This is a genomic window from Flagellimonas lutimaris (assembly GCF_051494225.1).
Lineage (GTDB): Bacteria > Bacteroidota > Bacteroidia > Flavobacteriales > Flavobacteriaceae > Flagellimonas > Flagellimonas lutimaris_A.
On record NZ_JBNPYE010000001.1, the window covers coordinates 203,901 to 226,072 of the forward strand.

The 22,172-nt window shown below is 40.3% G+C and carries 22 protein-coding genes; 6 read left to right on the forward strand and 16 right to left on the reverse strand.

Going from position 1 to position 22,172, the window contains the following annotated elements; all coding sequences use genetic code 11:
* Positions 1 to 2: 2 nt before the first annotated feature.
* Genes ACQQ5U_RS00870 through ACQQ5U_RS00880 form a run of 3 tightly spaced genes read right to left on the reverse strand, consistent with a single transcriptional unit; the run spans position 3 to position 3,279 of the window.
* Positions 3 to 1,709, reverse strand: coding sequence for a phospho-sugar mutase (locus ACQQ5U_RS00870; RefSeq protein WP_437395035.1), 1,707 nt, complete (start codon positions 1,707 to 1,709; stop codon positions 3 to 5).
* Positions 1,710 to 1,767: 58 nt separating this feature from the next.
* On the reverse strand, positions 1,768 to 2,715 hold the full coding sequence (locus ACQQ5U_RS00875) for a glycosyltransferase family 2 protein (protein ID WP_437395036.1): 948 nt from the start codon (positions 2,713 to 2,715) through the stop codon (positions 1,768 to 1,770).
* A 42-nt stretch (positions 2,716 to 2,757) separates the two neighbouring features.
* On the reverse strand, positions 2,758 to 3,279 hold the full coding sequence (locus tag ACQQ5U_RS00880) for a DUF4199 domain-containing protein (protein WP_437395037.1): 522 nt from the start codon (positions 3,277 to 3,279) through the stop codon (positions 2,758 to 2,760).
* A 159-nt stretch (positions 3,280 to 3,438) separates the two neighbouring features.
* Here ACQQ5U_RS00880 and ACQQ5U_RS00885 point away from each other — a divergent pair, with 159 nt between their 5' ends.
* Together ACQQ5U_RS00885 and ACQQ5U_RS00890 are read left to right on the forward strand one after the other, a co-directional pair.
* A complete protein-coding gene (locus ACQQ5U_RS00885) occupies positions 3,439 to 3,708 on the forward strand; it encodes a type B 50S ribosomal protein L31 (RefSeq protein ID WP_119608105.1) in 270 nt (89 codons plus the stop codon).
* 83 nt (positions 3,709 to 3,791) lie between these two features.
* Complete coding sequence (locus ACQQ5U_RS00890) at positions 3,792 to 4,970, forward strand: GlmU family protein (RefSeq protein WP_437395038.1); 1,179 nt, start codon at positions 3,792 to 3,794, stop codon at positions 4,968 to 4,970.
* Positions 4,971 to 5,006: 36 nt separating this feature from the next.
* Here ACQQ5U_RS00890 and ACQQ5U_RS00895 read toward each other — a convergent pair whose 3' ends face one another.
* Both ACQQ5U_RS00895 and ACQQ5U_RS00900 read right to left on the reverse strand, forming a co-directional pair.
* Complete coding sequence (locus tag ACQQ5U_RS00895; RefSeq protein WP_437395039.1) at positions 5,007 to 6,374, reverse strand: S41 family peptidase; 1,368 nt, start codon at positions 6,372 to 6,374, stop codon at positions 5,007 to 5,009.
* Between the two features lie 180 nt (positions 6,375 to 6,554).
* The gene (locus ACQQ5U_RS00900; RefSeq protein WP_437395040.1) at positions 6,555 to 7,634 is read right to left on the reverse strand and encodes a family 16 glycoside hydrolase; all 1,080 of its coding nucleotides are present in this window, start codon (positions 7,632 to 7,634) and stop codon (positions 6,555 to 6,557) included.
* A gap of 269 nt (positions 7,635 to 7,903) precedes the next feature.
* On the opposite strand from ACQQ5U_RS00900, the gene ACQQ5U_RS00905 reads away from it, so the two are divergent.
* From ACQQ5U_RS00905 to ACQQ5U_RS00920, 4 genes are all read left to right on the forward strand, one after another.
* On the forward strand, positions 7,904 to 8,485 hold the full coding sequence (locus ACQQ5U_RS00905) for a hypothetical protein (protein ID WP_437395041.1): 582 nt from the start codon (positions 7,904 to 7,906) through the stop codon (positions 8,483 to 8,485).
* 42 nt (positions 8,486 to 8,527) lie between these two features.
* On the forward strand, positions 8,528 to 9,589 hold the full coding sequence (locus ACQQ5U_RS00910; RefSeq protein WP_437395042.1) for a sensor histidine kinase: 1,062 nt from the start codon (positions 8,528 to 8,530) through the stop codon (positions 9,587 to 9,589).
* Positions 9,589 to 10,311: a LytR/AlgR family response regulator transcription factor gene (locus tag ACQQ5U_RS00915; RefSeq protein WP_437395043.1), complete on the forward strand. Its 723-nt coding sequence runs from the start codon at positions 9,589 to 9,591 to the stop codon at positions 10,309 to 10,311. Before ACQQ5U_RS00910 ends, ACQQ5U_RS00915 begins: the two co-directional genes overlap by 1 nt.
* Before the next feature lie 88 nt (positions 10,312 to 10,399).
* The gene (locus ACQQ5U_RS00920) at positions 10,400 to 12,214 is read left to right on the forward strand and encodes a CocE/NonD family hydrolase (RefSeq protein WP_437395044.1); all 1,815 of its coding nucleotides are present in this window, start codon (positions 10,400 to 10,402) and stop codon (positions 12,212 to 12,214) included.
* A 32-nt stretch (positions 12,215 to 12,246) separates the two neighbouring features.
* Here ACQQ5U_RS00920 and ACQQ5U_RS00925 read toward each other — a convergent pair whose 3' ends face one another.
* From ACQQ5U_RS00925 to ACQQ5U_RS00975, 11 genes are all read right to left on the reverse strand, one after another.
* Positions 12,247 to 12,600, reverse strand: coding sequence for a hypothetical protein (locus ACQQ5U_RS00925; RefSeq protein WP_437395045.1), 354 nt, complete (start codon positions 12,598 to 12,600; stop codon positions 12,247 to 12,249).
* A 109-nt stretch (positions 12,601 to 12,709) separates the two neighbouring features.
* Positions 12,710 to 12,874, reverse strand: coding sequence for a helix-turn-helix domain-containing protein (locus ACQQ5U_RS00930; RefSeq protein ID WP_437395046.1), 165 nt, complete (start codon positions 12,872 to 12,874; stop codon positions 12,710 to 12,712).
* Entirely contained in the window at positions 12,875 to 13,573 is a 699-nt protein-coding gene (locus ACQQ5U_RS00935; RefSeq protein ID WP_437395047.1) for a helix-turn-helix domain-containing protein, read from the reverse strand. It abuts the gene before it with no gap.
* Between the two features lie 94 nt (positions 13,574 to 13,667).
* Positions 13,668 to 14,072, reverse strand: coding sequence for a hypothetical protein (locus tag ACQQ5U_RS00940; protein ID WP_437395048.1), 405 nt, complete (start codon positions 14,070 to 14,072; stop codon positions 13,668 to 13,670).
* Between the two features lie 120 nt (positions 14,073 to 14,192).
* Positions 14,193 to 14,618: a sulfur reduction protein DsrE gene (locus ACQQ5U_RS00945; RefSeq protein WP_437395049.1), complete on the reverse strand. Its 426-nt coding sequence runs from the start codon at positions 14,616 to 14,618 to the stop codon at positions 14,193 to 14,195.
* 2 nt (positions 14,619 to 14,620) lie between these two features.
* Complete coding sequence (locus ACQQ5U_RS00950) at positions 14,621 to 15,019, reverse strand: DoxX family protein (RefSeq protein ID WP_437395050.1); 399 nt, start codon at positions 15,017 to 15,019, stop codon at positions 14,621 to 14,623.
* Between the two features lie 9 nt (positions 15,020 to 15,028).
* Positions 15,029 to 16,657 (reverse strand): bifunctional metallophosphatase/5'-nucleotidase, encoded by a 1,629-nt coding sequence (locus ACQQ5U_RS00955; RefSeq protein ID WP_437395051.1) that lies wholly within the window; start codon positions 16,655 to 16,657, stop codon positions 15,029 to 15,031.
* 64 nt (positions 16,658 to 16,721) lie between these two features.
* Positions 16,722 to 17,096 (reverse strand): hypothetical protein, encoded by a 375-nt coding sequence (locus ACQQ5U_RS00960; protein WP_437395052.1) that lies wholly within the window; start codon positions 17,094 to 17,096, stop codon positions 16,722 to 16,724.
* Between the two features lie 182 nt (positions 17,097 to 17,278).
* On the reverse strand, positions 17,279 to 19,594 hold the full coding sequence (locus ACQQ5U_RS00965) for a hypothetical protein (protein WP_437395053.1): 2,316 nt from the start codon (positions 19,592 to 19,594) through the stop codon (positions 17,279 to 17,281).
* A 176-nt stretch (positions 19,595 to 19,770) separates the two neighbouring features.
* On the reverse strand, positions 19,771 to 21,378 hold the full coding sequence (locus tag ACQQ5U_RS00970) for a serine hydrolase domain-containing protein (protein ID WP_437395054.1): 1,608 nt from the start codon (positions 21,376 to 21,378) through the stop codon (positions 19,771 to 19,773).
* Positions 21,371 to 22,144 carry a DUF6090 family protein gene (locus tag ACQQ5U_RS00975; RefSeq protein WP_437395055.1) on the reverse strand — a complete coding sequence of 258 codons (774 nt, stop codon included), beginning with the start codon at positions 22,142 to 22,144 and terminating at the stop codon, positions 21,371 to 21,373. The genes ACQQ5U_RS00970 and ACQQ5U_RS00975 overlap by 8 nt, the downstream gene beginning before the upstream one ends.
* Positions 22,145 to 22,172 lie beyond the last annotated feature (28 nt).

The window sequence follows — 22,172 nt, forward strand, 5'->3', positions numbered from 1 at the left end:
CACTATAAATTCAGCTCGGATAGGATACCTTCTATTTTGGTTTCCAACTGCGAATTTACGGATTTATAATCCTCTGCCTTGTCCAATTTTGTATTTGTGCTGATGTAGAACTTTACTTTCGGTTCCGTCCCACTGGGGCGAGCTGCAATTCGGGTGCCATCTTCCGTTTCGTAAATCAATACATTTGACTTTGGCAAATGAAGCGTAAACTCTTCACCAGTCTGTACATTTTTAACAATAGAGGTGTTGTAATCCTCAATGTAAAGCAATTTTGAGCCTTGTACGGTATCTACAGGATTTTCTTTGAAATCCTTCAACATTTGTTTTATTTCTTCCGCTCCACTCATTCCTTTTTTGGTAATGGAGATTAATTTTTCCTTGTAGAATCCAAATTCTACGTAGGCATCTATCAAATCTTTATAAAAAGAACTGCCGTTGGCCTTGGCGTTGGCTGCAATCTCACAGGCCAATAGGGTAGAGGTGACAGCATCTTTGTCGCGAACGAAATCCCCGACCATATAGCCGAAACTTTCTTCACCACCGCCGATAAATTCGGAGCTAGGAAAGTCTTTGATCATTTTACCAATCCATTTAAAACCCGTCAATGCGGTTTTGAACTCCACACCGTAGGATTTGGCCATTTGTTCCATCATTGGGGTAGAGACAATGGTTGAGGCAATAAATTCGTTGCCTTTAAATCCTTTTTTCTTGTATTGGTCCAAAAGGAATTTTGTCATTAACACCATGGTTTGGTTTCCGTTGAGCAATTCCATTTTACCATCCAAGTTACGTACCGCGATGCCCAAACGGTCACTATCAGGGTCAGTACCTACCACCATATCGGCCCCAATTTCTTCAGCTTTTTTAATTGCAATGGACAAAGCCTCTGGTTCTTCAGGGTTGGGCGATTCCACAGTAGGGAAGTCTCCGTCGGGTTTTGCTTGTTCTTCTATTATGGTGACATTGTTGTAACCGGCACGCTTCAAAACTTCAGGAATAGCAGTGATGGATGTTCCGTGCAACGAAGTGAAAACAATTTTAAAATCATCTTTCCCTTTGGCATCAAAACTTCCATTCTTTACTGATGCTTCAAAAAAGGCTTCGTCCACCTCTTCATCAATTAGGTGAATGAGACTTTCATCTTTATCAAATTTGATATCCTCAAAAGAAAGCGCATTGATTTCAGCTATAATTTCCCCGTCTTGTGGAGGCACAATCTGACCACCATCGGCCCAATATACTTTGTATCCATTATATTCCGGTGGGTTATGGGATGCAGTTAACACTATGCCTGCATGACATCCGATTTGCTTGACTGCAAAAGAAAGTTCGGGAGTCGTTCTTAAATCAGAAAAGAGGTGAACCCGGATTCCGTTGGCGGAAAAAACCTCCGCCACAGTTTTGGCCAAAGATTGTGAGTTGTGTCTACAATCAAAAGCAATTACCACTTGAAGGTCGTTGTCCGAATAGGATTTTTTAAGATAATTGCTGAGACCTTGAGTGTTTTTCCCCAAGGTATATTTGTTGATTCTATTGGTACCTACACCCATTACACCACGCATTCCACCCGTACCAAACTCTAAATTCTTATAAAAACGTTCCTTGAGTTCCTCAGGATCGTTTTCCATAAGATGTTTGATTTCCTTTTTTGTGTCTTCATCAAAAAAATCGGTCAACCAAGATTGCGCTGTAGCTGTAATGGAATCCATAGTGTTTATAGTTGTTTAGATGTTTAAAAATACAAAGTTTATAGGGTTTGAGAATGGCCTAAAGGTTAATTTTATCCGAGATATTATAGCGGGTGTCATTTTTTCGGGACCTTACCATTATTTCTCCGATAAAACCTGCCAAAAATAATTGGGTACCAATGACCATTGCCGTCAATGCAATATAGAATTGCGGTTTTTGTGTAATAAGGCGCCCAGTGGGATTAATGAAGAGCTTATCAATCCCCAGATAGAGCGAAAATCCAAAACCTACAAAGAACATGAGTACGCCCCATGCCCCGAAAAGGTGCATTGGTCTTCGGCCAAACTTGGAAACGAACCAAATGGTTATTAAATCCAAGAAACCGTTGATAAACCGTTCTGCTCCAAATTTTGTGGAACCATATTTTCTGGCTTGGTGCTGCACCACTTTTTCAGAAATATCGGAAAATCCGGCATTTTTGGCCAAAACGGGTATGTATCGGTGCATTTCCCCGGACACCTCGATGGTCTTCACCACTTTTTGGTTGAAGGCTTTGAGCCCACAATTGAAATCGTGCAGTTTTACTCCGGAAGTTTTTCTTGCTGCCCAATTGAACAGTTTGGAGGGAATGTTTTTGGTGATAACGGAATCGTACCGCTTCTTTTTCCAACCCGATACCACATGATGGCCTTCTTGGACAATCATCTGATACATCTCTGGAATTTCTTCTGGATTATCTTGAAGGTCAGCATCCATGGTGATGACAACCTTGCCTTCAGCAGTTTTAAAACCAGCATGCAAGGCTTGGGATTTACCAAAGTTTTTCAAGAACCGAATGCCTTTCACATTGGCATTTAGTTTGGAAAGCTCGGAGATGGTTTCCCACGACCCGTCGGTACTACCATCATCTATAAAGATAATCTCATAAGAAAAATGATTGGATTGCATTACCTGCACAATCCAATCATGTAGTTCTTTTAGAGATTCTTGCTCGTTAAGTAAAGGAATTACAATGGAAATCTGCATTGTTTGATTCTGGAATTCCTTTCAAAAGTAGTATTTTTTGATTTAGTAATCGGCCTTGGACTTTTTCAAAATCAATCCAGTAATAAGACCCAATATCAATCCGACCACACTGTTCATGATTAAACCAACAGGGTACTGGATCCAAGCAAAGCTTTTTTGCATTTCCACTCCTTGCTCCCATTGCTCCTCGGTCATATTGGGGTTTTGTGCCATAGCTTTTGGCTTAGCTAGCTCAATGGCCTTGTCCATAAAGTCAGGTTCAATAAAGTTGGTGAGTATAAATTGGTAGGCCAGTGATAGTATTGTACCAACCAAAGCCACACCTACTGCAACTTTTAAAGCTTCGGATATGGTTAAATAGCCTCCGTTCGCCTTTTTAAATGCATTTACCGCAAGAAATATGGCAGCAGCCATTAAAACAATTGAGATCACAATTACTGATGTGCTCATCTCGTAGTGCATCTTTTGTGTGTAGAGCATAACGCCGAACACTACAAATATGGCACCTAACAATAATCCATAGTTAAGTGCAAATTTTCCTGTTTTAACTTGTTGTTCTTCCATTTTTTTGAAATTTGTGTTGATTACAGTTGGTTAGTGCAAGATTGCTTAAATTTGTTACATATAAAGTTACTTTTATTTTTTTAGCGATTTTAAGTTGGAGGTGTCAAAGAAATCATTAAATTTGCACCCTGAAAATTCTGAGATTAAGCATTTAAGACGATGAGAAAAGATATACACCCAGAAAACTATAGATTGGTTGCTTTTAAAGACATGTCCAACGAAGATGTGTTTATTACAAAGTCCACTGCTGAAGCGAAAGAGACCATCACTGTTGATGGTGTTGAATATCCTTTGGTAAAATTGGAAATTTCAAGAACTTCCCACCCATACTACACCGGTAAGACTAAATTGGTTGATACCGCTGGTAGAATTGATAAGTTCAAGAACAAGTACAAAAAATTCAAGAAAGAAGAGAAGGAGACCGAGTAGGTCGTACTTTTCAACGAAATATATGAACGCTCTCGATACTATTCGAGGGCGTTTTTTATTTTTACAGTATTCAAAGCTGCGCTATGAACTATATCCTTTCCGACGGTAATCACCGCGAAGACCTTTTTCCTTTTACCTTCACACGTCCTGTATCTGAGATTCGGGTCGGCATTTTGACCATTAGCGAGAAATGGGAAAAATGGTTGAAGGCTCCAGTGAGTTTTCAAACCGAAGAGTACTTGTCCGAAAAGTTTCCGTTGTCGGTAACTGCTGAAAATACGGTAATCAATGGTAGTTATTTGCCGAATAAAAGTTTGATGGAGGCCATTCAAAACTTGCAAATGGGCGAAGTCTTGATGGATGGAGAAGATTACGTTGCGTATACCACGGATAACCCACATAGCAAATTTTCCAGTGAAGAATATGTAACGGTTCATTTTAAAGGTGACTGTATAAAAATCAAAAACACCTGGGACATTTTTTCCAAAAATGCGGAAGCTCTTCAAGTGGATTTTGATTTATTGACCCAAGGAAGAAAAAGCCAACCCATATCTGATACCAATAAAGTAAAGAACCCTGAAAATATTTTTATTGAGGAAGGAGCTTCGGTAGAGTTCTGTATTTTGAATGCGTCCACAGGTCCAATCTACGTTGGTAAAAATGCATTGATGATGGAAGGCTGTATGGTTCGAGGTGGATTGGCACTTTGTGAAAATGCCATTTTAAAAATGGGCGCTAAAATCTATGGTGCCGTAACCGCGGGACCTGGTTGTAAATTGGGAGGAGAAGTCAATAATGCAGTGCTGTTCGCCAATTCCAATAAAGGCCACGACGGTTTTCTTGGAAATTCCGTGCTAGGGGAGTGGTGCAATATTGGGGCGGATACCAATACCTCAAACCTAAAGAACAATTATGCTCCAGTACGATTGTGGAATTATCAAACTGAAGGTTTTGCCAAAACAGGTCTTCAATTTTGTGGATTGATGATGGGCGACCATAGCAAATGTGGTATCAATGTAATGTTTAATACAGGAACCGTTATTGGGGTGAGTGCCAATATTTTTGGTAGTGGTTTCCCCCGAAATTTTATTCCCAGTTTTAGTTGGGGAGGGGCTACTGCGGGCTACACCGCTTTTAGAACCAACAAGGCTTTTGAAGTAGCTGAAGCCATGATGAAACGCCGGAATGTGGAATTCAACGATACCGAGGCCAGAATTTTGGAGCACGTTTTTGAGTTTACCCAAAAGTGGCGAAACTATTAAGGGAACCCACATTTCCGAGGGTCCCCTTAATGCAATTTATTCTACTTGGTTGTTCAATGTTTTGGTAACAAAATCTATCCATTTGTAGGTGGGGATACTTTTGTCGATGTATAAATCAGGTTGTATACCTTTGTTATCGATTGTCATGTCTGGAATTCTCATGCTTCTGGATAAACTATAGGCAAATTCAAGATCACCACATGGAGATGTAATCGGGTACATATTGGAAATGTCCAGCACACCGGCCGTTGTTGTACCGAACAGTTTCACCTTTTTGCTTTGTTTTGCAGCCAATAAAAATTGTTCTGCGGTACTACCATTTCCTTCGTTGATAATGATTCCGACATTTTTGGGAAATTGATGAATCGTGTCGTATTTGGTAATATCGACAACAGTGGAGTCTAGATTTACGAATTCCCCTTTTCGCTTATCCAAGATATCAAATGACTCCTGAGCCCATTTTTTTCCTTCTTCGTCGAACCCATAAGAAGGATCATTTATAAAATCCAGCATTCTTTGATTGTTCAGGGGTGTTGAAAGAAACTCGACACCAACGGTCCGTATGGGGTTGGTGTATAATATAGGCAGTAACTCGTAATAACTTCGGTCACTCCCTCCTCCATTATTCCTGATGTCAATAATAAAGTTGGGGGTTTTTAATATCAAATCTTTGTTTGCGGATATAACACTGTCAATAACACTTTTTTCCCCACCATTGAATGTTGGAATCCGTAAATAGGTTGTTTTGTCATCAATAATTTCAAAATAAGGTTTGTTGGCGCTGATAGCATTAAAATAACGCTCAATTTCCGGGTTGCTGTCATACTTGGGAGCTACTCTTTTAAGCGTGACAAACCCTGATTTTATATAATTATCACTCAAAAGTTCTACACTTGGAAAAGTTTGCTCAGAATGATCTCTCAAGTAATACACCAAAGAATTATCTGCTTTTATTTTGAGCTTTACCTGTCCTTTGGTCCAATATACCCCATCTGCTTCAATAATGAACCCTACGTATTCATCCTTGATTTTTTTGATACCCATTTTATAGGGTTCGGAAACCCAAATACCCTCGTAATCTACTTCTTTCTTTGCTTCCAGATATTTGGTGAATTCCTCCAAATTCACATTTATCTTTTCGGAATCTTTGTATCGTGCAATGATGTCCTTATCTAATAATGTTTCCGAATTACTGGTACTGGCTGGACCGGCCAGGCCTACATAAACATGACCTGAGCGAAAAAAGGCAAGCCACTCCCTAATGGTTTTTACACATTCATTGGGGTCTTCAATACTTTTTATCCTTTGGGCGAAAGATTCGTTATGGGCTTGGTAAGCCTGCTCTCCCTTACTCTCCAATGCATGGGCAAACCCTGCATCGTTCTTTTCAAAAGTTGTTTTCACCCAATTAAAATTGGTTTCACAATCGCAATTTTGGGAAAACATGAGAAATGGTAAAACTAGTAGGATAATTAAGATGGGTTTGTTCATTCTTTTAATTTATTTAAGGTTACTATTATGATAGGTGTGTTACAGTTTAATTTACGTTATTGGGGGCTGAAGATTGCGCCCCCTTCGCTTTGTCTATTCAATTTTACCAAGCAACCCCCAACCATTGGCCTTGTCGATAACCACACAGTGCAAGGTGTTGAATCCTTTTTTGAGCTGAATGGGCAGTTTGTTGGCGGATAAACCCAAATGACCTTGAAACTGGTTGTTTTTAGACCGAAAGGCATTGTTGCCGTAGAAAATAGGCTCTCCGTTTAAATATACAACGATTTTATCGCTGTAATCGAACAAAAAGAACCTGGTCTGGGCCTGATCCACGGCTATAGTTGTAGAGGCTACCGTGAAAGCTTCTTGGTTGCGTTCAAAGTTGCCCGAAGTTGGCTTTGCCAAATATCTGGAAATGGGCAACAAGCCAGATTGTTCTGTATTGACAGTGATGGTCTTCGCCTTTTCAAAATCCTCAAAATTTAATTGACCCTCTACATAAGGTTGGGCCTCTGTGAGGTCCCATTCACCGATGATACCTTTCGCGGGAGTAAGAATAGGGAAAGGTTCTTTCGCAACGGCTTCTCCCATTTTGGTGACTTTCAGATTAGAGAAACGGTTGCCAAAAAGGGCAAAAACGCCTATTTCCCCAGAGAGATTACCTGATTTTAGGCGGTTCACCTCCAATGCTTGAATGTCGTTTATATATACGGTAGCTTTTAGGTTTTCCACCTTTATCCGTAAATTATTCCATCCCTCGGTTTTAAAAGCTACTTGGGCCTGATGCTCTGGATACAACTGCCAGTTACTCTCACCATGGTAGGTGGGCGTGTATTGAACCGCATCGACCTGTCGCGATTTGTGCATGCGCATATACACTTCTTCAAAGTTTTGATCTTGCTTACGGAACAAAAAACCAGCAAAACTGCGTGCTTGGTTGGCGTACACCTCCATTTCCAGTACACCGTTGGAAAATTCGATGTCGTTGGCAAACGCTTTACCATCCAATACCATGGTCTGTCGCCCATCAAAAGTTTCGAAGGAGAGCTTACTGCCTTTGGCAGCAGTCCAATACTCGGCTTGCAATGGTATTGTTTGGGTAGTTTGACCATGAATCAACTGGGTCAATAATAGTGCGCTGTTTAATAAAAGTAACCGAAAAAACATCATATGCTCGCCTTTAGATTGATAAAGAAACAACAATGCGTCGGAAGGAAGTAATGTTCCTTACAGAAAAAATAGAAGAAATGTTGGTTGTGTTATAAGTCCTTTTTTTCAAGCAATTGGCGCTTAAATATAAATTTTGCCGCTCAACGTAAATTTCGTTCGCCCATGTACTTTATCTTCTTGGGGTTGAATGTTTTTCATTGCTTTGTATCGGTGGTTCATCATAGTTATGATCACAACCATAATTATTCATCAATCAAAAAACAACAGTAATGACAAAACAAGCAATATTTTACTTCGCACTGTTACTCATCTTTAGTAATTGTGCATCTACAAAAACTAACGAACCAACTTTAAAGGATTATACCATTGGAGAAAAATGGACTTGGAAATGGGAACGAAAAGTTGAAGGTGAGGTTCGTGCACAAGGGGAAGATATCCAGAAAGTAGTGGACTACAATGGAACTTTGGGGCTTTGGAACGGTGTTGATACCGTTCAAATTTCGAAAACCACAAATCAAAAACAGAGCAGCACCCCGTTTCGTAATTGGCCTTTGCAGGTAGGAAAAAAATGGAAATACGAGTCAGAATGGGAAAATAATGAAGGTACCACGGGAAAAACCAGTCAAGATGCTGAAATTGTTTCATTTGAAGAGCTAAATGTGGTAGCTGGAAAATTCAAGGCTTATAAAATAGAATACAAAGGAATTGTAACCAATTCTAGAGGTTTTAAAGGGGAAATGACGGATATTTGGTGGTATTCCCCAGCGTTAAAAACATATATAAAGCATGTAAATAAGGATGGTTATGGGGTATATGTAAATGAGTTGACCAGTTATTCAAAACCCGAGTAGCAATAACCATAACAACAAGAGGCCCTAAAAATGAATGGTTCAATGCCCAACAAAACGATAAATACAAGACTATCCCTTTATTGGAAATGCCAATTTATTGGCTGGGGCATTGTTTCCCTTTTGTGGCTCTATATTGCGCTGGTACGGGATCAATTTACCATTACCCAAGCTTTAATCAATTATATTTTGGATGTTGCCATTTGTATTGGCCTCACCCATGCTTATAGGAGCATAGCTTTAAAAGCTAATTGGAACCAGTTGGGGATAAAGAGGTTGATCAAGAAGGTTATTCCCTCTATTTTGGTGTTGGCCGTACTGTTCATGTTGATTATGAATTTAAAAACATCGGTTTACATTTATTTGGTCAATGACGCCAATACATTTTTGGAAAATTTGTCGGTTTGGAACCCTGTTTTGATTACGGGAATAAGGCACATGTCCATTTGGGTGCTTGCCTACCATGCGTATCATTTCTATATAAAAGAGGTGAATACGGCTAAAACCAACGCCCAACTTTCGGTAATTGCAAAGCAAAGTCAGTTGGATAATCTAGCCGCACAGTTGAACCCTCATTTTTTGTTCAACTCCCTTAATTCCATCAAAGCCTTGGTTTTTGAAAACCCGAAAAGTGCAAGAAGGACCATCGACTTGTTATCCGACCTATTGCGTTCATCATTGTATGAAAAAGAACATGCCACCATATCCATTGCAGAAGAAATGGCATTGGTGAAAGATTATGTAGAGTTGGAAAAACTTCGATTTGAGGAACGCCTGAATGTTACATTTGATATTGACCAAACGCTTAAAAACTTTAAAATCCCTTCATTGAGTATCCAACTTTTGGTAGAAAATGCCATTAAGCATGGTATTGATAAACAATTGGATGGGGGGACCGTAGATATTTCGGTTCAAAAGAAGAACGATTATGTGGTGATAAGCGTTAAAAATCCTGGAACGCTTTCCGTAGGAAAACATAAAGGAGTAGGGTTAAAAAATCTGAAGGAACGCCTGTTGTTGCAATATGAGGGCAGGGCTGAGTTTAAGGTGGAAACCCCTTCGGAAAATAAGGTGGTTGCCACATTAATGATTCCAATCGAAAACTAATGAGCACGTATACAACTTTGATCATAGACGATGAGCGCTTGGCCCGGGAAGAGGTGCGAAGAGCACTTGAAGGCTATCCAGAATTTGAAATCGTGGGCGAAGCGAACAATGCGGAAGTTGCTATTGGTCTGATAGAAAAAGAGCAACCGGATATCATTTTTTTGGACATTCATATGCCGGAGAAATCTGGGTTTGATTTGTTGGAGGAGTTGGGGACCGTTCCCGAAGTGGTGTTCACAACGGCCTATGATCAATATGCAGTTCAGGCTTTTGAAGTAAATGCTTTGGATTATTTGGTAAAACCGCTAAGGGAAGAGCGCTTTGCCAAAACCATTGAAAAGGTGAAGTTGGAACTGCAAAAGAAGGAGGAAGAGCAAAAAGTACCCTTGGCAAGCCATCAAAAAATATTTATCAAGGATGGCGAAAAGGTATACTTTATTGCGTTGGCGGAGATAAGTTTAATCGAGTCCATGGATAATTATGCACGCCTGTATTTTGGTGATAAAAAAGCCATGATCAAACGCTCCCTGAACCAACTGGAAGAAAAATTGGACCCCAACACCTTTTTTAGGGCCAATCGAAGTCAAATCATCAATACGGAATACATCAAAGAAATCCACCCGTATTTTAACAACAAACTACAGTTGGTATTGACAACAGGGGAAAAGATAGAGCTCTCGAGCAGGCAATCGGTAAAGTTCAAAAAACGAAACAGTTTGTAGCGGTTTCACAAGCAATCAAATCAACATAACGAATAGCAAAAACATATTGCTTTAGGACGGTTATGTCCTGAACTAAAAATCAATCAAAATGAAAATTTCAATCCACAAAACGTTTATTCTCGTAGGGGTAGCCCTCTGTTTTTTAGCCTCTTGCCAAGAACAAGCCTCCGTTCAAACCCCAAGAGCGATTACGGAAGATGGCAAAGCGTACCTGGTTCAGGATAGTATCTTGATTTCAACCGGTGATGGAGCAAAAATCCATGCAATCGTAGTTCGAAATGCCGAGGCTTCCGAACCAAGCCCAACCGTGTTGTTTCATACCATTTACGCACGCAAAAGTGACTTGAAAAGAGCCAAAATGGCTGCGGACCATGGGTATGTGGGGGTGGTTTCGTACACTCGCGGCAAGGGCTTGAGCCCTGATTCGATAGTCCCCTATAAATATGAGTCAACCGACACCTACGAGGTAATCGATTGGATCAGTAAACAAGATTGGAGCAACCAAAAAGTGGGGATGTATGGTGGAAGCTACGTCGGCTTCACCCAATGGGCTGCAGTAAAGCACAAGGTGCACCCTGCCTTAAAAACCATTGTCCCGTCTGTTTCGGCAGCGCCCGGTATCGCAGAACCTATGGAAAATGGGGTATATTTTAACTTCCACTTTCCTTGGCACCATTATGTATCGAATAATAAGTATTTGGACACTACTTTGTACTATAATGGTCAACGGTGGCGAGACCTGAACATGAATTGGTTTGAAAAAGGAGTGGCCTATAATGCCATGGATAGCTTGGACGGATTGCCCAACCCGCAATTTCGAGAGCGGTTATTGCACCCCACCTACGATGCCTATTGGCAAAACATGATGCCCTACCAAGAGGAGTTTGCGCATATAAACATTCCCGTTCTGGCAACAACAGGCTACTATGACGGAGGGCAAGTCGGAACGCAGTACTATTTGAAAGAGCATACCAAATACAATACAAATGCGGAGCATTATCTGGTTATAGGACCATACACCCATTTTGGAGCCCAAGAAAAACCGAGTGCCCATATTTTTGGGTACGATATCGACCCCGTGGCCCAAATTGATATCACGGAATTGATCTTTGATTGGTTTGATTATATTTTGAAGGGGAAGCCCAAACCCGATTTGATACAGGACAAGATCAATTATCAAGTGATGGGAGCCAATATCTGGGGGCATGCTTCCTCACTGCAGGAAATGGCGAACGATACGCTCAAATATTATTTGAGCAACGAGCGTTCGGGAGTGGCTTTTGCATCACTGTTTGATACGGGAAATAATGGGAAGGATATCCATTACACGCTTGCTGAGCAGCCGGTAGACTCCAATGAATATTTGGAGCAGACCATTGATTTTACCGACCGAAGCAATCTTACCTGGAATTCAAGTGGTTGGCGAAACATTGTTGAAGATAGTTTAATGGTGGGACATGGTTTTTCCTTTGCGACCCAACCTTTTGACTCCGATTTTGAACTGAACGGTTCGTTTGGAGGGGAAATCTCGGTGTCTATCAATAAAAAGGATTTTGATTATAAAGTTGTGTTGTTCGAGCAGACCCCCGATGGTAAATTCTTTGCCCTTACATTACCCTATGTGGGCAGGGCAAGTTATGTGCGAGATTGGGAGCAAAGACAATTGTTGACCCCCCATAAAAAGGTAAAACTCCCATTTGGAATTGTTCGCATGACGAGCAAGAAAATCAGTAAAGGCAGTCGGTTGGTAGTGGTGGTCAACGGAATCAAGGACCCTTTTACGGAAATCAATTATGGTACTGGCAAAAATGTAAGCGAAGAAACCATCAAAGATGCCAAAGAACCTTTGATCATTAAATGGTATGGGGATAGCTATCTGAAGATTCCGGTTCTCAAGAAATAAGATGATTATGAGAAACGGAGCATTTCTGTCATCTAGTTCTTAGGAAACACCAAGATCATCCGGGTGGGCATGTTCCCTTTGTTGATTACGGCATGTGTTTCCTCTTCCGACCATAATGCGGTACCATAAGGTGCTTCCACTTCTTGGGATTTGCCTTCGGGTGTGGTGATCACCACTTTGGCATCGCTCAGTAATATGGTCAAATGGGGTTTGTGATGGTGCATATCCTTTCCACAGACTTGACCTTGTGGCTCGGCTACAAACTCCACAACACTCATCTCATCGTTGTCCAAAACTAGCTGTTCCGATTGGGATGTTGGGTCGATGTTCTGTCCGAAGGATAGGGCTGAAATTAATCCGAAAGTTACTAGCAATACATTTTTCATGACTTTAAATTTTAAGGTTATAAAGCCAAATTAGACTGATATCCAGAAACTTACTTTTCTATTCTGTCCAAACTTTTTGTTTTCCTGATCAGGGCCTAAATCCGTGTTATTATTGCTGCCCTCTGTATTGGGATGGGGATGCCTGGTAACGTTCCTTAAAAATTCTACTGAAGTGGGAGATGTTCTTGAAACCGCATTCGAAGACAACGTCGCCAATGGATTTGTCCGAACTTTTCAGCAATAGTTTGGCCTTTTCGAGTCGTTTGCTGGTCAACTATTTGCCCGGGGTGGTATGGTAATGGGCCATAAAATCGCGTCGGAACGTAGTGGTGCTCCGATTGGCAATTTTGGCAAAATCGGAAATACTTAGGTCGTAGAAGTAGTTAGCTTCCATAACTTCCCAAATGGGGGTCACATAATCTTCGGTTATTTGGTTGATGTAGGCCAAAATATGTCTGTTGTTGGGATGGGCCAGAATATTAAAGAGCAGTTCCTTGAACTTGGCCTCAAAAATGGCATCTGGGAACATCTTCGATTTATCAAAATAGGGGAGTAGGCTCTCGTAACTGTTTCGAATGGGGTCGTTGATTTCGAACTCCTCGATCATGTCCACCTTCACTTCGGGTAAATTGTCCAACCGAAGGTACTGCCTAAACTCTTCAAAGACATTTTTTAGATAATTGTCCTTGAGATACAGCACCAATACCTTCCAGCCCGAAAAATCGTGGGGCAATTCTTGATGAAAGCCCCCCCGTTTCAATAAAAAACCCTGGTCGGCGCTCAGCTCCCATCTATGATCCCCATGTTGTATGATGCGCCTTCCACTTATGGTAAAGGTAAACTGGTTGTGGTTGGAGTATAATTGAAGGACTTGATCTTTTTGAGGACACTCATAGTAACAGAACAGCAGATCTTTGAGGGATAGCTGTGTGAAAATATCCGGATTGGATTTATGTGCCTCGTAAATATTCATGGTATTTCAAGGTACTGTAAAAAAATAAGAGATTCAATAAGGGTTTGGAATAAGGGCAAATTTTCAGTTGGTGGTCGTTTTAGTCTTGGATGAATTATTTTATATCATCATATTTCCAGTGGGGGACAAATCGTTCCAAAATCCGTTTATCAAAAAAAGCGGCCGATAATGAACCTAATCCATACATCAAGATATCCAACCCATCAAAGGTGACACCAAAGAAGTAAATACCATAATACTGCATGATTTCACTAAACGTCATGACACCAAAAACGATCAATGACTTTACGTACCATTTCCGTAGAAATCGTAGCTGGACCTCGTTCATGCAGAGCAAAAAATAAGCACCGAAAGACAACATAATATCCGATGCGTAGCTGTAATAAAAAATGTAAGCTTTCCCAGACAAATAACTGCCCATCCTAAAGATGTGGATGGCAGCTAGAATCAACATGATGGCAACCCCAACGCGTATGCGGACTTTTTTTTTAGTAATCATATTCCATGTTTCAGCTTTTCATTTTAGGAACATCACCAAATATTAAATTGTTGAAAAATAACCAAAAAAGAAAAGGGACGACCCCAAGACCGTCCCTTTTATGAACCTCAACTATTGATTTTATAAGGTAATGCTCAAAAACCCATCTTTTTGTAGATTGAAATTATATAGAATCCCATTGGCTACCACCCCCATCTCCTTAGGTAGTTTTGTGGCATCCACCCCGAATTTTTTAAGGGAAAAACCACAGGCCAATAGTTTTATCTTTTCACTTTTGGCCAAATCCAGAAACGGTTGCATTTGTTCCATATCGGTAAGCCCTTTCACGGTCTCTCCGCAGATAACCACATGGAACTCCCCGAACTGGGCCCCATCATCGGTAGCCAGTTCATCCGCGGCCAATAAAATGGCCTTCAATTGTGGAATTTTTCGGGTAAGCACAATGTAGTTGTTCTGATCTTTGTTGTAGGTGCTTTGGGCACTGACTTGGGTCAGCCCTCCCAACAGGGTGATAGCCATAAAAGCTATAGTGAATAATTTTTTCATTTTTATTGTTTTTTAAGTTTTGGATTCAATACAAAAAAGAGGAGCCCTCCTAGAATGGCAATGTTTTTGAACAACGGCCCCACCGTCGCCATTTGACCTACTTGAATGGTCAAAGTGATGGGAATAAGCATCAAGATCAACAGTAAGGCCGACCATTTGGTCTTGAAGCCCACAGCTAAGGCAATACCGACAAGCAGCATCACCACTCCTGAAGCAATTACTGAAATTTCTGGAGCCCCCAATAAATGACCCAAAGCTCCAAACTTGGCATTTTCGATACGGGCCACGGCCTTGTCCGTGTTGATTAAGTGATTCAAACTGGCCACGATGAATATCAAACTCACCATGACCCGCAACACGGCTATCGAACTCCGGTTGACTTCAACTTTGTTGTTTTGCATAGCCTTGCTTTAATGGAATTGATAATCCGTTCCCGGTAATTGCGACAATACATTGGGTCCCAAATCCAAGGCCTTGGCACGACCGTCCAAAGTTGGGGCGATAGTGCCCTTTTCTTTGAGGTATTCCTCGATTACATCGTGGATGGTGTAGTCCATCACCTCCGTTTCCACGGTGTTGGGCATACGGCAGAGGGTGGGTAGTGGTTCACCTTCCCTACGACAGGCGGACATAGAGTACAATTGATCTTCTACCATGGGTTTGCCACCAATCATAATGGAGGCCACACGCTCGCCCATGGGTTTGTTGGCATAAAAGGTGAGTTCCATGCCCGAAAAGCGCACCAACCAGCCCCCAAATCGCTCTGTGGGGTCTGCAGCAAACACATTGTTCAGTTCTTTTTCCAGCCAGTTCTTGATCTGTTGACCGGTAGCCTTTCCAATCTTCACTTTTTCGTTCACGGGGAGCATGCTCCACAAATCCGCTTTGGTGATAGGCGATTTACCGCCTTCTTCCACCGAAATTGGGGTGCTGAATCGGAATCCATTGGAAATGGAAATATCCACTCCTGTTTTCCATCGGGCCGCATCGGTAATAAAGTCGTCCATGGGATTTTCTACCACAAAATAGCGGTACAGCGGAGTGCTGGTGTACCCCAAGACTTGGTCTATTTCCTCTTTGTACGGTGCGGTTTCCTTGGCAATGACCTGCGCCACTTTTTCATCGGCAGGGTATTTCTCGGGATCTACCTCCAAAAGATCATAGTCCTCGTTCACGATCTTGCCATCTTTTACGGTCAAGGTGAGTTTGCCCACAAAGGAAGCAAAGGCCCCCGGTTCGGTCACTTTAGTGTATTCGGTCTCCAAAGGTTTGCGGATGCGTTCGTGGGTATCGTTGCCCAGTACGTAGTCCACGCGCTCCAAGGCGGGGTTGTTGGCCAGATTGTATTGTTTGCTGATGCCGATGTGCGTCACCACAAAAAGGATGTCCACCCCTTGGTTATCCTTCAGTTCGTTGATGAGCGCTTCCAAGTTGGCATCGATGGGATCAAAACGGATACCTTCACTGAACGAAGGGTTCTGGCGTACCGGAATTTCGGGGTCGTTGTAGGAGATAAAACCAAGTTTTACGCCTTTTAGTTCTTTGATAAAATATTGGGGAAACAAGGTTTCACCAGTGGCATCATCGTACATATTGGCCGATATCACGGGCGTATCGTAATGGGTCAATACATCCATCATGGTTTTCTTGCCATATACCACTTCCCAGTTTCCGGGAATCAAAAAGTCGTAACCCATGGTTTTGATGATCGGGGCAAAGGCCTGACCCTGTGACAATGCAGCTACGGCACTTCCTTGGATCATGTCGCCACCATCCAAGATCAAGGTGCCTTCGGGGTTTTTGCTGCGCTCTTCCTCAAAAAGAGTTTTAACATGGGCGAGTCCTCCCAATTTTCTAAAGGTGATTTGTTCGTTTTCCCAGAAAAGTTCGTCGTGGGGGAACAACTGCCCGTGAATGTCTGCGGTCTGTAATATGGTGATGGTCTGTTCGGTGTCTTGTGCAGGGGTTTTTGCATCCTTGCAGCCAGATAGGGTTCCGAAGAGCAGGGCGACAAGGCCCAAATATTTTATAGTTTGCATGTTGTTATTTTATAATTTGACTTAAGATAAGGGGGTAGGCAATGCCTGATGTAGAAAGGACTGCTTATGAATAGATTTTGAACTGCCGATATAAAATGTAGAGGGGAACTACCGAGGCAAAGCGTTGCTTTTCGGCGGCGTAAAGGTGCTTTCCGCTATTGGAAACGGTAAAGTAGCTAGGTATTGCCAAGGCTGGTAATAGGGCAGTGGTCCTATCCAATTGGTGCGATGATGTATTCTCATTATGCTGCACGGCCTCGTAGGAAGCGCAGGAAGTGGATATGGTAGTTTTTATTTTATTGGAAACCTCGGATTTTTCCAGCCCAAGGGCATGCTCCAAGGAGTTACGGACTTTGCAGGGTGCCACCAAAAGCAATCCTGCCAACAAAGCGGTAAACAGGATGCGGATGTCGAATGTGGATTTGTGGATTCCCGGCATATTCCAAAGAAAACATTAATTGGGCAAAAAAGATGTAACTAAAGTTACATAGAATTGGGAGGTTTTAAATCAAAGCTTTAACTACTTTTAGCTAAGTATTTAATCAAGGCAAACGAGAAATCTTGTTATTAGCCATCTTTAAAACATATTGTTTGCTTATAACATTAACTTTATGAGAATGATCAATCTTTTTTTTCTATCAATTCATCAATTTTAAAGTAGGTCTTTTTCATAAAACCTTCAGACTTATAGTTTTTTACAGCGGTTTTTAAAATATCATAAATTTTGGATTCATATTCTTCATTTTCAAATACATTAATTAATTCTTCAAATGATTTGTTGGATTCAAATGAGGTATAATAGTTTCTAATGTTTAATAGAACATTGGTTATTGGGGTTTCTTGGGTTTCAAATATGCTTTCATTCTCAATATTTCCCTCCAAGTCTTCCGTCTCTCTTTTTAGGTTTGCTAATTTTTTAAGAATGGATAACTTAGAAACTTCTTTTTTGTTAAAGAAAGTTGAAATGACATCAAAGAAAGAATTTGTTTTTGTGCTATAATTAAAGTTAGTTTCTGCTAGTGCAACTATATTATGTGTTATTGAATCAGATGATAGTTTAAAATTCATTACAGATAATCGATCAATGAATTTCAATGGTGAATAAATGTACCAATAGCTCAATTGACGATATTTTTTTAAAAGAGTTTTTCTGAAATTATAAAATGCAGAGTCCCATGTGATTAAAAATGGTTCGTTCAAAACACCATTCTCTGGATTAAGGTGTAAATCTTCTGAAGATAAATAAAGAATCGTCCTTAGGTCATTCTCTCGAGCGGTATAGGATCTTTCTTTTCCAGCATAGGCTAGACTGATTTCATAATCACGTTTTATGGAAGAATAATTTTCGTAATTTGGGTGCCATATTATTTCAAAGCCAGCAATTTCATAAAGTTCGCACAATCGATTCGTAACATTATTAATAAAATTTTCTTCTTCGAAAACATCGTGCTCTTCACCTAATAAATCCTGTATGAAATCAACTAAATCCATGTCATCACTAATTTCCCCTACTTCTTTATATCGATTGTAAACATTGTAGAAAACGTTTTTGGATGCTCCAAATTCAGATATAAATGATAGATTAAGAAATCTTTGTAGTTTCAAAGCTTCTTGTAAATGTCCTGATACTTCTTGTATGTAGTCCACAGAGGTTACCAAATGAACATTTTCAGAATTGGAAGAAACAGATTTGTGAAAGCTTTTAACTGCTATTAAAGCTGAGTCTTCATACTCAAAATCTTCATTAAAGTATATGCATAATAATCGTATTAAAATTTGAGTGTCAACATATACTGTCTGTAATCTGTTATTAAGATATTCTTCTAATTTATGAGAGTTGTAAAGGTTTGCAAAAAGCGAGGTTGTAGCCAATTTGTTTAAATATTCCTTTTCAGAACACTTTGTTAAGATTTCTTTTGAAACAAATCCTGCATCTTTTCTATTAATACCTTTTTCAATTAAAAAGGTTTGTAAATCGTTGAAGGATTTTTTCAAAGAAGAACTGAACGAATTTGATGTATTTTTAATTTCATCAATATCAATTTGATAATTCTCAATATAGATTTTGTGTATGGCTTCAACTAATTCAGAAACTTCACAATTAATAGAGTGATTTAAGATAAACTTCTCTATTTCTACAACCAATTTATGCTCCTGGATTTGAATTTTCTTATGAATATTCTCAATTTCTGATTGTTTTTTAACAGATAATTGATATTGTTCTTTGGAGTTAGGGGTGACAATATGACCTTTGGATTTTAAATAATTTATCTCTTTTAATAGATAATCTTCGTCTATATTATTTTGTAAATAATTGTTAACTTCTTCTATTATGGATTCAAATCTTGAATTGGGATTGTTGAAGAGGTAGGAATAAATATAAGAGTAAATTAAGTTTTTGCGAATCTCAACAGTATTCTTATTTCCAGATAATACATCAAAAAGTATTTTAGATTCTTTACTTAAATTTCCATTCAAAGAATTTGCTTTAATTCCATGAGCCTTATAGGTTATTTGGGCTATTGATTTATAAGTTTCAGAATCATTTGAAAGAATAGTAGCATCAATAATTTTTAAATCCAGACCATGATTAACCTCTGCAGCAGTTTCAAGTCTATTTCTCTTTTCCTTTGAAATGTTTTGACTACTGTAAAATTCAAGCTTGGTCAAGTAACTAAATTTTTGAACATTTTCTTTAGCTTTTAATAAGTCTTTTTCTAGTTTATTTTCCCATTTATGTTTTTGAACTGTAATTTGGATATTTTTTCTAATTTCTTGATTTTCAATAAGAATTTCCAAATCATTTCCACCATCATAGGGGCCATCAATTATTCTAACCTGGTTTGTACTGTATTTTTCCTTATTGAGTTCTTTTACAAGCAGCCTGAAGTTGTCGACTGAAAGTGCATTTATTAAATTCCTTATTTCTTCGTTCATAATAAGAAGGATTGACAATACCTAGGATATAATAATTGGCTAAATATTGGACTAAAAACAAAAATCTAAGTTAACAGAAAAAACCTACAACCCGCTAAGCTTTTCCGTAAGTACTCAACACTTTTATCAACAGTAATGTGTTGGTATAGGGGACAGTAGGTGTAGATCCAACTTTTTTATGCATCCGGTTGGTTTGGCTCAAAGGAAACATCCAATCGCTGTACTTTTGGGTATTTTTCTGGTGTTAGCGTAAAAAAGATGTTCACTTCCCCATTTTCGGCCTGTAGGGTATAGCGTCCCCGTAGCTGGTTTATGGGACGCATGTCACCAACCGCTTCAATGGTCCCGGCTTTTTCCAAAACTTCCTGTATCGCGGCCCTTCTTTTTTCTCGCGATCGGTCCAAATAAAAATTCTCGGCCAAGAGCTGCTCCTCCAAAGCAGGTTCCCATTGCTGGATCAGTTGGGTAATCTGTTCTTGCCGTTCCAGCAACACATCGGAGGCGGGTAATTTCCGTGGTTGTAAATCAGCAGTCTCGAACAATAGTCTACTAAGCTCATTTAACGACCAAGGTGAGGTATAGGTAAGGTTGCAAAAGGCCATAATGCCTACGCCATACTCGGGATAAAAGGTATAGTTGCTGCCAAAGCCGGGCAGCGCACCACCATGGGAGACCCTTTTAAGGCCATTGCAGTATTCCGTAATGCCCAATCCAAAGCCGTAGCCGGCCAAAACAGCACAGTCGCCACCCTTATAATCCTTTGCATTGGCGTACAGTCTTGGGAACTGTGGTGTCTGCATTTCGCGCAACGAACTTCGTTTTATGGGGCCGTTATCATCGTCGTTCCGTGGAGGCCATGCCGAAAGGTGAAAACTCACATATTTACTAAAATCGGCTATGGAGGTAATAAGTCCGCCCATGGCACCAAAAGAGCCGTCGTGGAGCATGGGTTCCAGTTTCCACTGCTCATCTTCCCAGCGATACCCGATGGCCAGTTGTTCTTCGGGAATGCCTTCGTACTCCCAATAGGTGTGGTCCATGCCCAAGGGCTTAAAAATATTTTGGGTGATATAGTCCTGATAGGGCATCCCAGAAACCACGGAAACAATATGCCCTAAAAGGGCATACCCGGTATTGCTGTATTCGTACCCATAGGAGGGAACATTGGAAAAGGAGATGCCTTCATCCACAAGATCGATCAACATGCGATCGGGTTCGTCCAACTGGCGGTCGCCCCAAGGATTGTCCTCGGGAAATCCGGCCGTCATGGTCAAAAGGTTTTCAATGTCTATGGTCGGCGCATCTTTGGTCAGGTAGGTGAGCTTCGACATTTCGGGAACGTACTTGCTGACAGGGTCGTTCAGCGACAATTTTCCTTCATCCCTAAGTTTTATAATGGCCATTGCGGTAAAACTTTTGGTCATGGAGGCTATTCGGAAAGCGGATGAGGGCGAAGCGGGAATCTCCTTCTCAAGGTTCAGGTATCCGGTGGCAGAGGTAAACACCAATTCATTGTCCACTACAATACCGAAGGCGACACCCGGTAAATGCTCGGCTTTGGCATGCTCCTCGATGGATTGCTGTAGCTCGGGTGCGATTTGTTTGATTTTTTCTATCCGATCATCGGGGTTAAAAATCGGAGCTTTGTACGATTCGGAATAGGCATGGGCGGGACTTTCGACCGTTGTTTCGGTGGTTTGTTTTGTATTGCAGGAGAAAAGGCAGACTACCAAACAAATAACGGTAAGTAGTTGTTGGCGGATTTTACTGAATAATTTAATCATTTGTGGCAACTTCTTTGTTGATTAATTGTATTAAATGCTCGCACATTGTTTTCATATACGATAGCTGTTGATTCATAACTGAATGTTCAAAAACAGCCATTACAAATCCATTTTTATGTTTTATGTTCTTTAATAAAGCTTCGTAGTATGGCCTCGATAAGGGTACATCTTCGCCTTCTTGCCCACTGGTGACTTTATAGGTGTAATTCTTGATTAAATCATTTAAGTCCAAGGTTTCGTAAGAGGGTTCATATAACAAAACCTCTGTATCATAACGGAAATGGTCTTCTTCGTTCTTCAATTTTTTGTAGAGTGCCTGCAGATCAAGAAGCCCATTTTTTATGGAGTCATTCGAAATTATAGCCAGGTTGCCTGAGTTTATAAGTTCTTGGTAGGTGTTGTCGTGAAGCGTGAATTTATACCAGATATAAACATTTGTAGCATGAAAATTAAGGTCGTTTATATCGGTTAGGGGCTTGCCTTCATAATATTCCAAAACTTTATTGGCAGATTCAATCCTTGATTTTCTTGTATCGAGATATTGATTGATTTCGGCAATATTCAATTCAAAATCTGTTTTTAAATCAACTAAATGTTTTAATTCTTGATTTCGAATTTTTCTAGCTTCATTCCAATTGTTAATCTGTAGTGCTATCAATATTCCGATTACGACCAGAATAATTTCACCCAAGGCATAGAGCAGATACTTGCTGAATTTGTTTTCGGTCAGCAAGCGATGCCGAATTTTTCGAAAGAACTTGATCACAGGAGGTTAGTTTTTCTAAATATAGGAT

What these genes read in the sequence shown, in the direction of transcription:
- ACQQ5U_RS00880 (WP_437395037.1), bottom strand. Translation starts at nt 3,279, where the DNA reads ATGGAAGAACAACAAGTTAAAACAGGAAAATTTGCACTTAACTATGGA.
- ACQQ5U_RS00875 (WP_437395036.1), bottom strand. Translation starts at nt 2,715, where the DNA reads ATGCAGATTTCCATTGTAATTCCTTTACTTAACGAGCAAGAATCTCTA.
- ACQQ5U_RS00940 (WP_437395048.1), bottom strand. Translation starts at nt 14,072, where the DNA reads ATGATTACTAAAAAAAAAGTCCGCATACGCGTTGGGGTTGCCATCATG.
- ACQQ5U_RS00965 (WP_437395053.1), bottom strand. Translation starts at nt 19,594, where the DNA reads ATGAACGAAGAAATAAGGAATTTAATAAATGCACTTTCAGTCGACAAC.
- ACQQ5U_RS00955 (WP_437395051.1), bottom strand. Translation starts at nt 16,657, where the DNA reads ATGCAAACTATAAAATATTTGGGCCTTGTCGCCCTGCTCTTCGGAACC.
- ACQQ5U_RS00910 (WP_437395042.1), top strand. Translation starts at nt 8,528, where the DNA reads ATGCCCAACAAAACGATAAATACAAGACTATCCCTTTATTGGAAATGC.
- ACQQ5U_RS00950 (WP_437395050.1), bottom strand. Translation starts at nt 15,019, where the DNA reads ATGCAAAACAACAAAGTTGAAGTCAACCGGAGTTCGATAGCCGTGTTG.
- ACQQ5U_RS00870 (WP_437395035.1), bottom strand. Translation starts at nt 1,709, where the DNA reads ATGGATTCCATTACAGCTACAGCGCAATCTTGGTTGACCGATTTTTTT.
- ACQQ5U_RS00905 (WP_437395041.1), top strand. Translation starts at nt 7,904, where the DNA reads ATGACAAAACAAGCAATATTTTACTTCGCACTGTTACTCATCTTTAGT.
- ACQQ5U_RS00960 (WP_437395052.1), bottom strand. Translation starts at nt 17,096, where the DNA reads ATGCCGGGAATCCACAAATCCACATTCGACATCCGCATCCTGTTTACC.
- ACQQ5U_RS00945 (WP_437395049.1), bottom strand. Translation starts at nt 14,618, where the DNA reads ATGAAAAAATTATTCACTATAGCTTTTATGGCTATCACCCTGTTGGGA.
- ACQQ5U_RS00935 (WP_437395047.1), bottom strand. Translation starts at nt 13,573, where the DNA reads ATGAATATTTACGAGGCACATAAATCCAATCCGGATATTTTCACACAG.
- ACQQ5U_RS00915 (WP_437395043.1), top strand. Translation starts at nt 9,589, where the DNA reads ATGAGCACGTATACAACTTTGATCATAGACGATGAGCGCTTGGCCCGG.
- ACQQ5U_RS00970 (WP_437395054.1), bottom strand. Translation starts at nt 21,378, where the DNA reads ATGATTAAATTATTCAGTAAAATCCGCCAACAACTACTTACCGTTATT.
- ACQQ5U_RS00890 (WP_437395038.1), top strand. Translation starts at nt 3,792, where the DNA reads ATGAACTATATCCTTTCCGACGGTAATCACCGCGAAGACCTTTTTCCT.
- ACQQ5U_RS00925 (WP_437395045.1), bottom strand. Translation starts at nt 12,600, where the DNA reads ATGAAAAATGTATTGCTAGTAACTTTCGGATTAATTTCAGCCCTATCC.
- ACQQ5U_RS00900 (WP_437395040.1), bottom strand. Translation starts at nt 7,634, where the DNA reads ATGATGTTTTTTCGGTTACTTTTATTAAACAGCGCACTATTATTGACC.
- ACQQ5U_RS00920 (WP_437395044.1), top strand. Translation starts at nt 10,400, where the DNA reads ATGAAAATTTCAATCCACAAAACGTTTATTCTCGTAGGGGTAGCCCTC.
- ACQQ5U_RS00885 (WP_119608105.1), top strand. Translation starts at nt 3,439, where the DNA reads ATGAGAAAAGATATACACCCAGAAAACTATAGATTGGTTGCTTTTAAA.